The organism is Aquabacterium parvum, assembly GCF_001447195.1.
In the GTDB taxonomy this organism is placed as follows: domain Bacteria; phylum Pseudomonadota; class Gammaproteobacteria; order Burkholderiales; family Burkholderiaceae_C; genus Aquabacterium; species Aquabacterium parvum.
This window is the reverse complement of record NZ_LFRI01000386.1, coordinates 323,204-336,557: the sequence shown is the minus strand read 5'-3', so window position 1 is coordinate 336,557 and position 13,354 is coordinate 323,204. Positions and strand designations below refer to the sequence as shown.

The following is a 13,354-nucleotide window of genomic DNA, read 5'->3' as shown; positions in this document are numbered from 1 at the left end:
AGGCAAAAAGGCCCCAACAAGGGCACACAACTCGGGCCCACAAACCGGGCTCGCCTGCCTAGCATGGGATGTCATGGACGTGGTCCCCAGGAGTGCCGCATGCGCCAAGCCCAACACCGTCGTCGCCCCATCGCCGACCAGCCCGACCCCGCATCGGCCTGGTCCGCGCGCGCGCTCGCTGTGCTGGCAGGCACCCTGCTGCTGACCAGCGCCCTGCACCACCCTGCGCAGGCCCAGATGGTGCCCCGCGGCGCCCACATCCTCAGCCAGGGGGGCACGGGTGACGGGATCACCACCGCCCGCCTGCCCTGGCCCGCGCGCCTGGGCTCACCTGCCTCCGCCGAGCGTGCGACAGGCGGCATCGACGGTGGTGGCCTCGCCCTGCGCGACAGCGGCCCCTGGCCCGACTGGGAAGGGCGCATCGGCGCCGTCATCGAGCGCCCTGTCAACCCCGTTCGCGACAGCTTCGTGCTGGCCCAACCCGTCGAAGGCGGCCTGCGCATGCGCAGCCTGCACGTCCTGGCCGACCACTACGTCGAAGGCGGCTTTCGCGCCACCGTCGGCCTGGTCAGCGGCGAAGCCGGTCAGGCCTGGTGGTCCAGTGGCGAACACGGTGGCGGCTTGAACCTGAGCCTGCAGCAACTCGACACCCTCGGCTCACCCCTTGGCCTGAGGCGCCGCAACCTGCTGCCCCAGGCCCAGGCCTACGTGGGCGCAGGCTACAGCACCCGCACCGAATCCATCGGGCAGGCCAGCACCTGGCGCTTCAACGCCGATTTAGGCCTGCTCAACACAGACCCGGACAGCACCGACCGCTTCACCGGCTTGCTGCAGGGCGACCGCTCGGTGAGCGACCTGGTGCGCGGCCTGCGCATGCGCCCGGTGGTCAAGGTCTCGGTCGGCTACGCCTTCTGAAGCGCCAACGAGGGTCCGAGCCCCTGCAAGCCGGGTGTCCCTGCGCCACGCTCAGGTGAACAGGCCTGATATAACCGGGCCTGTTTTCGATTTCCCCCGAGAGAAGCACCCATGAGCGACGTTCAACAACGCATCGATGCCCTGGTCAAAGGCCACAAGGTGGTCCTGTTCATGAAGGGCACCGCCCAGTTCCCGCAATGCGGTTTTTCCGGTCGCGCCGTGCAGATCCTCAAGGCCTGCGGCGTCCAAGACCTGCAGACCGTCAACGTCCTGGAAGACGAAGCCATCCGCCAGGGCATCAAGGAATACGCCAACTGGCCCACCATCCCGCAGCTCTACGTCAACGGTGAGTTCGTTGGCGGCTCCGACATCATGATGGAGATGTACCAGTCCGGCGAGCTGCAGCAGGAACTGGCCAAGTGAGCCCCAGGGTGCCGCGCCTGATCGTCGGCATCACCGGCGCGAGCGGCGCGGCCTACGGGGTGCGCCTGCTTGAGCGCGCCCGCGACATCGGCGTGCAGACCCACCTGGTGGCCACACCGGCTGGCATCCTCAACGTGCACCACGAGCTGGGGCTTGACCGAAGCTCGCTCGAAGCCCTGGCCACCCAGGCCCACGCGCCCGGCGACGTCGGTGCCTGCATCGCCAGCGGCAGCTTCACCACCGACGCGATGGTGATCGCTCCGTGCTCCATGAAGACGCTGGCCTGCGTGGCGCATGGCTTCGGCGACAACCTGCTCACGCGCGCGGCCGATGTCACCCTCAAGGAACGCAGGCGCCTGGTGCTGATGGTGCGCGAAACGCCCTTCAACCTGGCCCACCTGCGCAACATGACGGCCGTCACCGAGATGGGCGGCATCGTCTTTCCGCCGCTTCCGGCCTTCTACAACAAGCCGCAGACCATTGCACAGCTGATCGACGACACCGTCGAGCGGGTGCTGCAACTGGTGGGCATCGAAGGCGCTCGGCCCAGCGAGTGGCAGGGGCTTTGAGGGGCAACCTGGCGAAGCCGTCGCCGAGCGACGGCGTCCAACGGCCAGCCCTGCCCGATCAGCGCTGAGGCGCCTCGCTGACCAGCCTCACCCCTGCACCGGTGTTCTCGGCGCCGGCCATGCGGGTGGTGCCCAGCACGTCATCGGCGCCCTTCCAGGTGCGCCACGCCGCCGTGACCATGTTCGGGTACTCGGCCCGACCTCGGCTGCCGTTGTAACGACCCAGGGCCATGAAGAGGTTGCCCTTTTCGCGGTCGAGGTAGTGACGCAGGATCACGCATCCAAAGCGCAGGTTGGTCTGCATGTGAAACAGGCTGGCCGGGTCGCCCGTGCCGATCAGGCGCGACCAGAAGGGCATGACCTGCATGTAGCCCCGAGCGCCCACCGACGAGATCGCGTATTTGCGGAAACCGCTCTCGACCTGGATCAGGCCCAGCACCAGACTGGGCTCCAGCCCTGCGCGCTTGGCCTCGTAGCAGACGGTGACCAGGAACTCCTTGCGCACCAGCTCATCGGGCTTGCGTTTGAGGAGCTTGCTCTCCAGCGACGCGGCCCAGGTTTCGCACTGCTGACGCTGGCGGGCATCGGCAAAACTCAGGGCTGGCGCGCTGCGTCCGATGGCCGCAGAAAGCGCGGTGCGCACCGAGTCTGCAAGGGGCTCTTCGGCCTGGGCACCAGCTTGAGCCAGTCGCGGCGCCATCGCCAGGCACAGCACCGCCAAACCAAGCCGGCTGCGCCTCACCCAGCCACGCGCCTCCTGCAACGCAGGCAACGCAGGCAACGCAGGCAAGGCAGGTGACCACGAGAAAAGGCGCAAAGGCGGCAGCATGACAAAGACAACCTTAACCCAGCGACATCGCCCCGATCAGCCGATCTGCAAGCGAGAAAGCAGCTGACTCAGGACTTCGTTCACGGGCAGCTTGGTCGCTTCCGTGTCCTGGCGGCCCTGGTACTCGGCCACGCCGTCCTTCAAGCCCTTGTCGCCGAAGACCACGCGGTGCGGCACACCGATCAGCTCCCAGTCGGCGAACATGGCGCCCGGGCGCTCGCCGCGATCATCGAGGATGACGTCCACACCCTTGGCCAGCAGCTGCGCATGCAGCTCGTCGGCGGCGGCCTTGACGGCCTCGGAGCGGTCGTAGCCCACCGGACAGATCACCACGGTGAACGGGGCGATGCTGTCCGGCCAGATGATGCCGCGCTCGTCGTGCTTTTGCTCGATGGCCGCGCCCAGGATGCGCGTCACGCCGATGCCGTAGCACCCCATCTCGAAGTGCTTGGGCTTGCCGTCCACATCGAGGAAGGTGGCGTTCATCGCCTTGGAGTACTTGGTGCCCAGGTAGAACACGTGGCCCACCTCGATGCCGCGCTGGATGGCCAGCACACCCTTGCCGTCGGGCGAGGGGTTGCCTTCGACAACGTTGCGGATGTCGGCGATCAGGTCGGGCTCGGGCAGGTCACGGCCCCAGTTCACACCACGGATGTGGAAGCCCGCCTCGTTGGCGCCACACACCCAGTCGGCCATGTGGGCCACGGTGCGGTCGGCGATGACCTTGACGGGCTTCTTCAGGTTGATGGGACCGAGGAAGCCGGGCTTGGTGCCGAAGTGCTCGACGATTTCGGATTCGGTGGCGAAGCGGAAGCCTGCCTTCAGGCCCGTGGTCTGGCCGCTGCCATCGGTCAGCTCGATCTTGCCGGCCTTGACTTCGTTGAGGTCGTGGTCGCCGCGCACCAGCAGCAGCCAGATGGTGGACTTGACGATCTCGCCCTGGTCGTTGGTCTCGTCGGTGGCCAGCACCAGCGACTTGACGGTCTGGCTCAGCGGCAGGCCCAGCAGCTCGGCCACGTCGGGGCAGGTGCTCTTGCCCGGCGTGGCAACCTTCTCCATCGCTTGCGTTGCGGCCCCACGGGTGGCGATCAGCGCGACGCCCTCGGCCAGCTCGATGTTGGCAGCGTAGTCGCTCGTGGGGCAGTAAACGATGGCGTCCTCGCCCGTGTCGGCGATCACCTGGAACTCGTGCGAGCGGTCGCCCCCGATGGCGCCCGTGTCGGCGGCCACGGCGCGGAATTGCAGACCCAGGCGCTCGAAGATGCGCGAGTAGGCCGCGTACATCGCGTCGTAGGTCTTGCCAGCGCCTTCCACGTCGCGGTCGAAGGAATAGGCGTCCTTCATCGTGAACTCGCGGCCACGCATCACGCCGAAGCGCGGGCGGCGCTCGTCGCGGAACTTGGTCTGGATCTGGTAGAAGTTCTTGGGCAGCTGGCGGTAGCTGCGCAGCTCCTGGCGCGCGATGTCGGTGATCACCTCTTCAGCCGTGGGCTGGATGACGAAGTCGCGGCCATGGCGGTCCTTGAAGCGCAGCAGCTCGTCGCCCATCTTGTCGAAGCGGCCGGTTTCTTGCCACAGCTCGGAGGGCTGTACCACGGGCATGACCAGCTCGACGCAACCTGCCTTGTTCAGCTCCTCGCGGATGATGTTCTCGACCTTGCGGATCGAGCGCAGCCCCATGGGCATGTAGTTGTACAGGCCCGCCCCCAGCTTCTTGATCAGGCCCGCGCGCATCATCAACTTGTGGCTGACGATCTCGGCATCAGCCGGGGCTTCTTTCAGGGTGGAGATGAAGAACTGAGAGGCTTTCATGGCAGAAAAAAAGAGCACCGCTCGATTGAGGCCTTGACAAACGCTCTAGGCGTTTCGGCTCAGCGGTGCAATAATGAAACCAGTTGAAAATTCGGAGTTGATTATGCTCGACCGTGAAGGCTTTCGGCCCAACGTCGGCATCATCCTGCTCAACCACCGGAACCAGGTATTTTGGGGCAAGCGGATCCGCACCCACTCCTGGCAATTCCCTCAAGGCGGCATCAAGCATGGTGAGTCGCCTGAGCAGGCGATGTTCCGCGAACTCCACGAAGAGGTGGGTTTGCTGCCCGAGCACGTGCGCATCGTGGCGCGCACGCGGGACTGGCTCCGCTATGAGGTGCCTCAGCACTTCATCCGCAAAGACGCGCGCGGGCACTACAAGGGCCAGAAACAAATCTGGTTCTTGTTGCAACTCATGGGTCGCGACTGCGACATGAACCTGCGGGCCAGCACCCACCCTGAATTCGACGCCTGGCGCTGGCACGAGTACTGGGTGCCGCTGGAGACGGTCATCGAGTTCAAGCGTGACGTCTACCAGTTGGCGCTGTCCGAGCTGGCTCGCTTCCTGCCAAAGCCTCTCAATGGCGGCGGTGGTGGCAACCGCTACCTGCGCGGCAGCATGCGCGGCGCACAGGCCAGCCGGGCAGATTTCGCGGAGGCATGCGAAGACCTGGGTTGGCCCCACGCCAGCAACGCGGCCGACGCCGAATTGGCGAGCGACGAACCAGGTGGGCTGAATTCAATCGGTGCCAAGTGAGCTGCAAGTGATCCACTGACAGGCCACCAACGGGCCGCACCTGGCCTCAAAGGGCGCCACCGTTGAGCCAGGCGCGGGCGGCGCGAGCCGCCCACCGTTGATCAGTCGATCTCGGTCTTGCTGACGCACTCGGCGTCGCCCGGGTTGATGCCGCAGCGCACGCGCTTGATGATGTTCAAGCCCTGCTTGTTGTAGTGGCCGGCCTTGGCGATGTCGATGCGCGACTCGCGGAACATGATCACGTACCTGGGCACGGCTTCAGCGGGCAGTTCATCCCAGTACTGCGCGGGGATGCCGGACTCTGCAGCCTTGATCAGCTTGAGCGCGTGGTCGAACTTGGTCAGCCAGTACTCGCGCGAGACCTGACCGAAGGTGTCAGGGAACTTGCTGCGGTTGATGACCATCTGCACGGTCGGGATCATGATGGGCAGCTTGCCGATGCCGCCCGTCTTGCCCAGGCCCTTGTGCAGCTCGAACGGCTTGAAGGCCACGGCCGGCAGGGTCACCATGTCGACGTTGCCGTTGTTGAACTTCGGTCCGATGTTGGTCACGTCCACCGACACGGGCTGGGCGCCGATGCGCTGGATCATCACGCTTTGGGCCTTGTCGTAGTCGAAAGCGGCGATCTTCTTGCCCGACAGGGCTTCAACGGAATTGACCTTGCGGTCGCGCACCATCGGGTAGGCGGCGCCCAGGGGGAAGATGCCAGCGACTTCGTAGTTGCCATCGACCATCAGCTTGGAGGCCTTCGGGTCGGCGAACACCTGGATGACCTTGCGCACGACTTCGTACGAGGCGTCGATGTCGACCTTGCCGCCCTTGACGATGGTGGTCGAGCCGATGGAGTCGATCGAGGTCGAGACCTGGTTGAACTGACGCAGGCGCAGGGCGGTGGAGATGACGGCATCGCACTGACCGGCACGGAAGTCTTCGACCGCCACGCGTTCGTCGACATAGCCCTTGAGCTCGATGTCCACCTTCTGCTTCTGCATGGAGATGGCGTAGTCGGTGGCCTGGGCATAGACATCACCGGTCTTGCCGGCGACGTCCCAGACACAGACCAGGGTTTTGGCCTGCGCTGCGGGGGCAACGCCCAGGGCAGCGATGGTGGCGGATGCGGCCAGGGCCAGGGGCTTGGAACGCGAGATTGCGCGAGAGAACAAGGACATGGAACAGGACTCCAAGGTGGGGGCGGAAACCGATCGGGTACAGCGTTGTAACGCCCCGCGTGGGGGTGTGTCCGACAGTGACAACCCTTGGTCCGTCCTTCTGGGGGAACCGGGTGCCCCGTGCGGCACCCGATCATCATGCCGTCAATTCAACCCTGCAATTGTCACCAGCCGGAAAGTGACCACAGCAGCGGTCAAAAATGCCCCCGCCCCCCTCACCCACAGGCCGGGGATAACCCTGATTTCACCCTGGCGCGAGCCGTCAAGCCAGGACGAGGTTATCCCGGTGGATGATCTCCGCTTCGTTGACGAAACCCAGGCGGGCCTCGATCTCGACAGAGGGCCGGCGCACCAGCAGGCGCGCTTCGGAACTGGCGTAATTGGCCAAGCCGCGCGCGATGTCTTCGCCCCTCAGGTTGCGCACGGCGATGACGTCGCCGCGGTGGAAATCACCCAGCACCTCGACCATGCCGATGGGCAGCAGGCTGGCACCGCCCTCGAGCAGGCGGGTGGCCGCGCCTTCGTCGACCACGACGGCGCCGCGCAGTTGCAGGTGGTCGGCCATCCACTGCTTGCGGGCGGTGACCTTCTGCGTGGCCGCCACAAACAGCGAACCGATGGACTCGCCTTGAGCCAGCCGCACGAGCACGTCGCTCTCGCGGCCCCAGGCAATGACGGTGGAGGCCCCGCTGCGCGCGGCGCGCTTGGCTGCCAGCACCTTGGTGATCATGCCGCCCGTGCCCACGCTGGAGCCGGCACCACCGGCCATGCGCTCAAGCTCCGGGTCGCCCGCGGTGCACACGTCGATGAAACGGGCGGCTGGGTCCTTGCGCGGGTCGGCGCTGTACAGGCCCTTCTGGTCGGTCAGGATGACCAGCGCATCGGCTTCGACCAGGTTGGCCACCAGGGCACCCAGGGTGTCGTTGTCGCCGAACTTGATCTCGTCGGTGACGACCGTGTCGTTCTCGTTGATGACCGGCACCACCTTGTGCGACAGCAACGTCAGCAGCGTCGAGCGGGCGTTGAGGTAGCGCTCGCGGTCGGCCAGGTCGGCGTGGGTGAGCAGCACCTGGGCGCTGCCCATGCCATGCGAGCGCAGCTGCGTCTCGTACATCTGCGCCAGGCCCATCTGGCCGACGGCGGCAGCGGCTTGCAACTCGTGCAGCTCTTTCGGGCGAGTGGTCCAACCCAGGCGCTTCATGCCTTCGGCGATCGCGCCGCTGGATACCATGATGACTTCGCGACCGTCGGCGGCCAGCGCTGCCATCTGGCGGCACCAGTTGCCAATGGCTTCGGCGTCAACGCCCTTGCCTTCGTTCGTGACCAGGCTGGAGCCCACCTTCACGACGATGCGGCGGGCGTTTTTCAGGGTGTCGCTCATGAGCGCTTGGCCTTCTTGGCGGCGGCCACTTTCTTCGCAGGTGCAGCCTTCTTCGCAGGTGCAGCCTTCTTCGCAGGTGCAGCCTTCTTCGCAGGTGCAGCCTTCTTGGCGGGTGCAGCCTTCTTCTTGGCGGCCGACTTGGGCTTGACCAGCGCCTCGATGTCGGCGTCGTACTTCACGCCGTGCTGGGCCAGCAGCTCTGCACCCGTGGGCAGCGACGCCTCGACGTCAAAGCGCACGTCGGACTCTTCGTGGTGCTCCTGCATGCTGGCAACATGCTGGTAGATGGTCTGCACCAGCTTTTCGCAGCCTTCACGCGTGAGCGCCGAAATCTGGAAAACGGGACCCTTCCAGCCGTAGCGACGCACGAAGTCCACCACGCGGCCGACGCGCTCTTCTTCCGGGATCATGTCCAGCTTGTTGAGCACCAGCCAGCGTGGCTTGTTGAACAGCTCTTCGTCGTAGATCTTGAGTTCGTTGACGATGGCGCGGGCCTGCTTGACCGGATCGACATCGTCGTCGAACGGTGCCAGGTCGACCACGTGCAGCAGCACGCGGGTGCGCTGCAGGTGGCGCAGGAAGAGGTGCCCCAGGCCAGCGCCTTCCGAGGCGCCTTCGATCAGGCCGGGGATGTCGGCGACCACGAAGCTCTTTTCAGGGCCGACGCGCACCACGCCCAGGTTGGGGTGCAGCGTGGTGAAGGGGTAGTCGGCGATCTTGGGGCGGGCGTTCGAGATGGCGGTGATCAGCGTCGACTTGCCGGCGTTGGGCATGCCCAGCAGGCCCACGTCGGCCAGCACGCGCAGCTCGAGCTTGAGCTTGAAGAGCTCGCCAGGCCAGCCCAGCGTCTTCTTGCGCGGGGCGCGGTTGGTGGCCGTCTTGTAGTGCAGGTTGCCGAAGCCACCATCACCGCCCTTGGCCAGCAGGCGCTTTTCACCGTGCTCGAGCAACTCGATCATCACCTCGTCGGTTTCGGCGTTGCGGATGATGGTGCCCACCGGCATGCGCAGGGTGATGTCCGGGCCGGCCGCGCCGAACTGGTCGGAGCCGCGGCCCTGCTCGCCGTTGCGCGCCTCGTGGCGGCGGGCGTAGCGGTAGTCGATCAGGGTGTTGATGTTGCGGTCGGCCTCGACGTAGACGTGGCCGCCGCGCCCCCCGTTGCCGCCGTTGGGGCCGCCGAAGGGGATGAACTTTTCGCGACGGAAGCTGATGCAACCGCTGCCACCGTTGCCGGCGGCCACATCAATGGTGGCTTCATCGACGAATTTCATGGACGTGTCCTGATCGTTTCGGGTTGGGTGCGGCGATTATCGACGCAGGGCGCATGGTGCGCGCAGGGCCCCGTCGTGGACGGAGCCTGAGAATGACAAAAGCCCCGGCGGACCGGGGCTTCGGGGTGTCGCCAGCGCCACCAGGGCACCAAGCGACAGGGACTGAACATCAGACCGGGGTGACGACCACGGTCTTGCGGTTCAGGGGGCCCTTCACGGCGAAGGACACGGTGCCATCGACCAGCGCGAACAGGCTGTGGTCGCGACCGGTGCCGACGTTGGGGCCAGCGTGAAAGCGCGTGCCGCGTTGACGAACGATGATCGAGCCAGCGGAGATCACTTGACCGCCGTAGACCTTCACACCCAGCATCTTCGGTTGGGAATCACGGCCGTTCCGCGTGGAACCGCCGCCTTTTTTCTGTGCCATGGAATTGCTCCTTCAGCTTTGGGCAGTGGGACGGGACGGATCAGCCGTTCACGGAGCTGATTTCCAGCTCGGTGAAGTTCTGACGGTGACCTTGGCGCTTCTGGTAGTGCTTGCGGCGACGCATCTTGAAGATGCGGACCTTGTCGTGGCGGCCGTGGGAAACCACGGTTGCCTTGACGGTTGCGCCAGCCACCAGGGGCGTGCCGACCTTGAGTTCAGCGCCGGTGCCGACTGCCAGAACTTGATCGATCACGATCTCTTGGCCAACGTCCGCAGCAATCTGTTCTACTTTGATCTTTTCGCCAGCAGCAACTTTGTATTGCTTGCCGCCGGTTTTTATGACCGCGTACATGTTGAGACCTTTCAGGAAAAGAGCTTGGATCTTCGCGCGATGTGAAACCGCATGACATTGCGATCCCAGCGCCGCATTCAACGTCAAGGGAACACCCAAAGGCGCACCCCATGGCTTTGACGGGCAAATTACGCGAAGCTCGCGACTCTACCCTGGGCTGGGTTGGCTGTCAAGTCAGCGGGGTCGAGGTCGCCCCAGGCGCTGGGGGATGCGTCAGCGCCCCCCTCCTGCGTGCCAGCACCCTGCCCCCAGCCGAAGAAGTTGACCACCTCGTCGCGCTTGGCCAGCGCGTCGGTGAACCCCAGGTGGATGAGCTCGCGGGTGAAGGACGACTCGAACAGCAGGTAGCTGGCCAGGGCCGTGCCCCGGGCGCTGCGGCCGGTGCCGTACACACCCACGGCGCGCAGCATGGCGCGCACCGCGGGCGGCAGCGCCCACAGGTGGCGCGCGGCGATGTCGTCGATGCGCTGGCTGGGCGCGATCACCAGGATGTCGACCGGGCGCAGCTGGGTCTGCTCGCGCTGCTCGGGCGTGAGCAGCTTGAGGGTGCTGTTGACGCGCTGCATGCGCTCGATGTCCACGGCCAACGCGTCCAGGAAGATGCTGGACATGGCGTGGCCGGCGATCTGCGCCAGGTTGGGGTACTCGCTGGCCATCGGGCGCTCGGCCTGGGGCTCGTGCAGGCGACCGGCGCCCACCACGAGGATGCGATCGGCGCCCAGGTGGATGGCTGGGGAGATGGGTGCGGCCTGGCGCATGGAGCCGTCGCCCAGGTAGTGCGGACGGCCCTGCACGCCGAGCTTGACGGCTGGGAAGACGAAGGGGATGGCCGACGAGGCCATGAGGTGGTCGAGCGTGAGCCGCTCGCGCACGGCCAGGCGCTGCGAACGGGTCCAGGGCTCGATGGGCTCGGCGCTGTCGTAGTAAGTGACGTGTTCGCCGCTGGTGTAGCTTGAGCCCGTGACCGCCACCGCGTCCAGGTGCCCTTTGGCCATCAGATCCGGCAAGCGGCCCATGTCGAACAGATGCGGCAGCAACTCGCGCAGGGGCTCGTTGTCGAGCAGCGAGCGCGGACGGGCGCGGCGCCAGCGGGCCACGGCCCAGCCCAGTGAGAACAGGGTCAGCCACTTGGCGCCGCTCTGGATGACGCCGAAGGAGTCGGAGCGGTAGACCTGCTCGGTGCGGAAGTCGCGCCAGACCTCGACCATGGCGCGCAAGGCGAGGTCGTAGTGGTCGGCCCGGCTGGCCAGGGCCATGGCGTTGAGTGCACCCGCCGAGGTGCCACAGATGATGCGAAAGGGGCTGGTGCGCCGCTTCTCGCCCGCGTCGCGGCGGATCAGCTGCAAGGCCTGGAGCACGCCCACCTGGTAGGCAGCTCGCGCGCCACCCCCGGTCAGGATCAGTGCGGTCTTGTCAGGCTTGCTCATGGCTGCTGCGTTGGACGAGGTCGGTGCGCCTGACTGCAAGTTAGCAGGATCGCTGGGTTGAGGTGCGCTGGTGGACATCTCTGGGCACCGCGAAACGGCAATCCTTGGCAGGGCCTCACCAGCCGCAGGCCGAGTCGGCCCCGGGTTGCCCCAGGCCATAGAGCTGCTGCAGGGTGGTCCAGGCTTCGTCGGCGGTTTCGACGAAGCGGAACAGGTGCACGTCTTCGGGGCTGATCATGCCGGTCTCGACCAGGTGGTCGAAGTTGATGAGCTTGGTCCAGAACTCGCGCCCGAACAGCAACACGGGGCGCTTGCGGCACTTGCCGGTCTGGATCAGGGTGAGCGTCTCGAAGAGTTCGTCGAGCGTGCCGAAGCCGCCCGGGAAGCACACCAGCGCCACCGAGCGCATCAGGAAGTGCATCTTGCGCAGCGCGAAGTAGTGGAACTGGAAGCACAGCTTGGGCGTGATGTAGGGGTTGGGCTCTTGCTCGTGAGGCAGCACGATGTTCAGGCCGATGCTCTTGCCGCCGACCTCGTGCGCGCCCCGGTTGCCCGCTTCCATGATGCCGGGGCCACCACCGGTGACGACGTAGATCGGGTGCGCCAGGCGGGCCGAGTGCTCGGTGACCAGGCTGGCGAAACGGCGGGCCTCTTCGTAGAAGCGCGACATGCCGAGCTGGCTTTTGGCCGCGCGGATGGCCTGCTCACGGGCGCTGCCGGGCGGCAGGGCTTCGGCCTCGTCCAGGCGTTCGCGGGCCACGTCGGCGGGCTGGATGCGGGCACTGCCGAACACGACGATGGTCGACTCGATGTTCTCTTCGCGCTGGATGAGCTCGGGCTTGAGCAGCTCGAGCTGCATGCGCACCGGGCGCATTTCGGGGTCGAGCAGGAAGTCGGTGTCGGTGAAGGCCAGCGCGTAGCTGCTGTCCGGGCCGCCGTACAGCGGTGACTTCGCGGCGGCCTGAGCGTCCTGGCCGGCGGTGGGGAAATTGCGTTCGCGCAGTTCCGTGGGGTTGTTCATGCTCGGCGATCCTGGTCTCGCCCCTTCACGGGGCCTGGAGGTCAGTATGGTGCGATGTCTTCGGGCTCAGGCGCAGAAAAGGCCGATCAAGCGGGCAGAGTTGCGGCGACGCGACTGCCTCGCGAGCCGTGTGGGCCGCGTGAGCCAGGCCGGCCCGGGTGATCAGGCAGAGGCCGAGACCGAGACCGAAGGCGTCGTCGGGTGATCGCCCCCGCAGACGGGGCAAGCGGGCTGGCGCTTGACGCGCAGGCGGGTGACGCTGCCGTCGCGGCCATCGACCATCTGCAAGATGCCGGTGAGCGAGCGGTGCCCCGAGGCCGAGCCGTCAACCCCTGTCAGACCCGCCAGCAGGCGGATGGCTTCGCCGGCTTGCATGACCCCCATCTGACCGACCAGCGGCGCGAACACGCCCATGAGCGCACAACGTGTTTCTTCGGGCGCAGGCTCGGGAGGGAAAAGGCAGGCGTAGCAGGGGCTGCCGGGGTCACGCGGGTCGAACACGCTGATCTGGCCGTCCCAGCGCAGGGCCGAAGCCGAGACCAGGGGCACGCCGGCGGCCCAGGCTGCGCGGTTGATGCGCTGGCGCGTGGCGAAGGCGTCGGTGCAGTCGAGCACGACATCGGCACCGGGCAGGTGGCTGGCGAGCCAGTCCTCATCGGCGGCTTGCGCGAAGGTGTGCACGCGCACGTCGGGGTTGAGCGCGGCGAGGGTTCGGGCGGCGGACGCGACCTTGGGCTCACCGATGCTGGCCGTGGTGTGCGCGACCTGGCGCTGCAGGTTGCTGAGCTCGACGGTGTCGGGGTCGACCAAGGTGATGCGGCCAACGCCGGCCGCGGCCAGGTACATGAGGGCGGGCGCTCCGAGCCCGCCCGCCCCGATGACCACGGCATGGGCACGCAGCAGCCGCTCCTGGGCTGCTTCGGACCATTCGTCGAGCAGCAGGTGGCGGCTGTAGCGGAGTTCCTGATCGTCCTGCACGGTGAGCAAACCTGGCGCCCGAC

The 13,354-nt window shown here is 66.4% G+C and carries 13 protein-coding genes and 1 pseudogene; 4 read left to right on the top strand and 10 right to left on the bottom strand.

What is annotated here, in order from left to right; all coding sequences use genetic code 11:
• The first annotated feature begins 99 nt into the window (after positions 1-99).
• The 3 genes from ABG80_RS15655 (at position 100) to ABG80_RS15645 (ending at position 1,907) form a co-directional block, all read left to right on the top strand.
• Positions 100-915, top strand: coding sequence for a hypothetical protein (locus ABG80_RS15655; RefSeq protein ID WP_058088533.1), 816 nt, complete (start codon positions 100-102; stop codon positions 913-915).
• A gap of 111 nt (positions 916-1,026) precedes the next feature.
• Positions 1,027-1,338, top strand: coding sequence for a Grx4 family monothiol glutaredoxin (gene grxD / locus ABG80_RS15650; protein ID WP_058088532.1), 312 nt, complete (start codon positions 1,027-1,029; stop codon positions 1,336-1,338).
• Positions 1,335-1,907 (top strand): UbiX family flavin prenyltransferase, encoded by a 573-nt coding sequence (locus ABG80_RS15645; protein WP_058088531.1) that lies wholly within the window; start codon positions 1,335-1,337, stop codon positions 1,905-1,907. Before grxD ends, ABG80_RS15645 begins: the two co-directional genes overlap by 4 nt.
• A 58-nt stretch (positions 1,908-1,965) precedes the next feature.
• On the opposite strand, the gene ABG80_RS15640 is transcribed toward ABG80_RS15645, so the two are convergent.
• Both ABG80_RS15640 and ABG80_RS15635 read right to left on the bottom strand, forming a co-directional pair.
• Entirely contained in the window at positions 1,966-2,607 is a 642-nt protein-coding gene (locus ABG80_RS15640; RefSeq protein WP_058088664.1) for a lytic transglycosylase domain-containing protein, read from the bottom strand.
• Between the two features lie 165 nt (positions 2,608-2,772).
• On the bottom strand, positions 2,773-4,548 hold the full coding sequence (locus tag ABG80_RS15635; RefSeq protein WP_058088530.1) for a proline--tRNA ligase: 1,776 nt from the start codon (positions 4,546-4,548) through the stop codon (positions 2,773-2,775).
• A 103-nt stretch (positions 4,549-4,651) separates the two neighbouring features.
• Here ABG80_RS15635 and ABG80_RS15630 point away from each other — a divergent pair, with 103 nt between their 5' ends.
• Positions 4,652-5,305 (top strand): RNA pyrophosphohydrolase, encoded by a 654-nt coding sequence (locus ABG80_RS15630; RefSeq protein ID WP_083506159.1) that lies wholly within the window; start codon positions 4,652-4,654, stop codon positions 5,303-5,305.
• Between the two features lie 101 nt (positions 5,306-5,406).
• Here the strand turns inward: ABG80_RS15630 and ABG80_RS15625 are convergent, their stop codons facing one another.
• The 8 genes and pseudogenes from ABG80_RS15625 to ABG80_RS15590 form a co-directional block, all read right to left on the bottom strand.
• On the bottom strand, positions 5,407-6,474 hold the full coding sequence (locus tag ABG80_RS15625; protein ID WP_058088529.1) for a putative solute-binding protein: 1,068 nt from the start codon (positions 6,472-6,474) through the stop codon (positions 5,407-5,409).
• Positions 6,475-6,736: 262 nt separating this feature from the next.
• Positions 6,737-7,855, bottom strand: a complete 1,119-nt coding sequence (gene proB, locus ABG80_RS15620) for a glutamate 5-kinase (RefSeq protein WP_058088528.1) — start codon at positions 7,853-7,855, stop codon at positions 6,737-6,739.
• A 218-nt stretch (positions 7,856-8,073) separates the two neighbouring features.
• Positions 8,074-9,126 (bottom strand): annotated as a pseudogene (cgtA, locus tag ABG80_RS15615) (Obg family GTPase CgtA); the annotation flags it as partial.
• Between the two features lie 169 nt (positions 9,127-9,295).
• Positions 9,296-9,553: a 50S ribosomal protein L27 gene (rpmA, locus tag ABG80_RS15610; RefSeq protein ID WP_058088527.1), complete on the bottom strand. Its 258-nt coding sequence runs from the start codon at positions 9,551-9,553 to the stop codon at positions 9,296-9,298.
• Between the two features lie 40 nt (positions 9,554-9,593).
• Entirely contained in the window at positions 9,594-9,905 is a 312-nt protein-coding gene (rplU, locus tag ABG80_RS15605) for a 50S ribosomal protein L21 (protein WP_058088526.1), read from the bottom strand.
• A 128-nt stretch (positions 9,906-10,033) separates the two neighbouring features.
• On the bottom strand, positions 10,034-11,332 hold the full coding sequence (locus tag ABG80_RS15600) for a patatin-like phospholipase family protein (protein WP_152987654.1): 1,299 nt from the start codon (positions 11,330-11,332) through the stop codon (positions 10,034-10,036).
• Between the two features lie 115 nt (positions 11,333-11,447).
• The gene (locus ABG80_RS15595) at positions 11,448-12,353 is read right to left on the bottom strand and encodes an LOG family protein (RefSeq protein WP_058088525.1); all 906 of its coding nucleotides are present in this window, start codon (positions 12,351-12,353) and stop codon (positions 11,448-11,450) included.
• Between the two features lie 162 nt (positions 12,354-12,515).
• Positions 12,516-13,331, bottom strand: coding sequence for a HesA/MoeB/ThiF family protein (locus tag ABG80_RS15590; RefSeq protein ID WP_058088663.1), 816 nt, complete (start codon positions 13,329-13,331; stop codon positions 12,516-12,518).
• Positions 13,332-13,354: the final 23 nt, after the last annotated feature.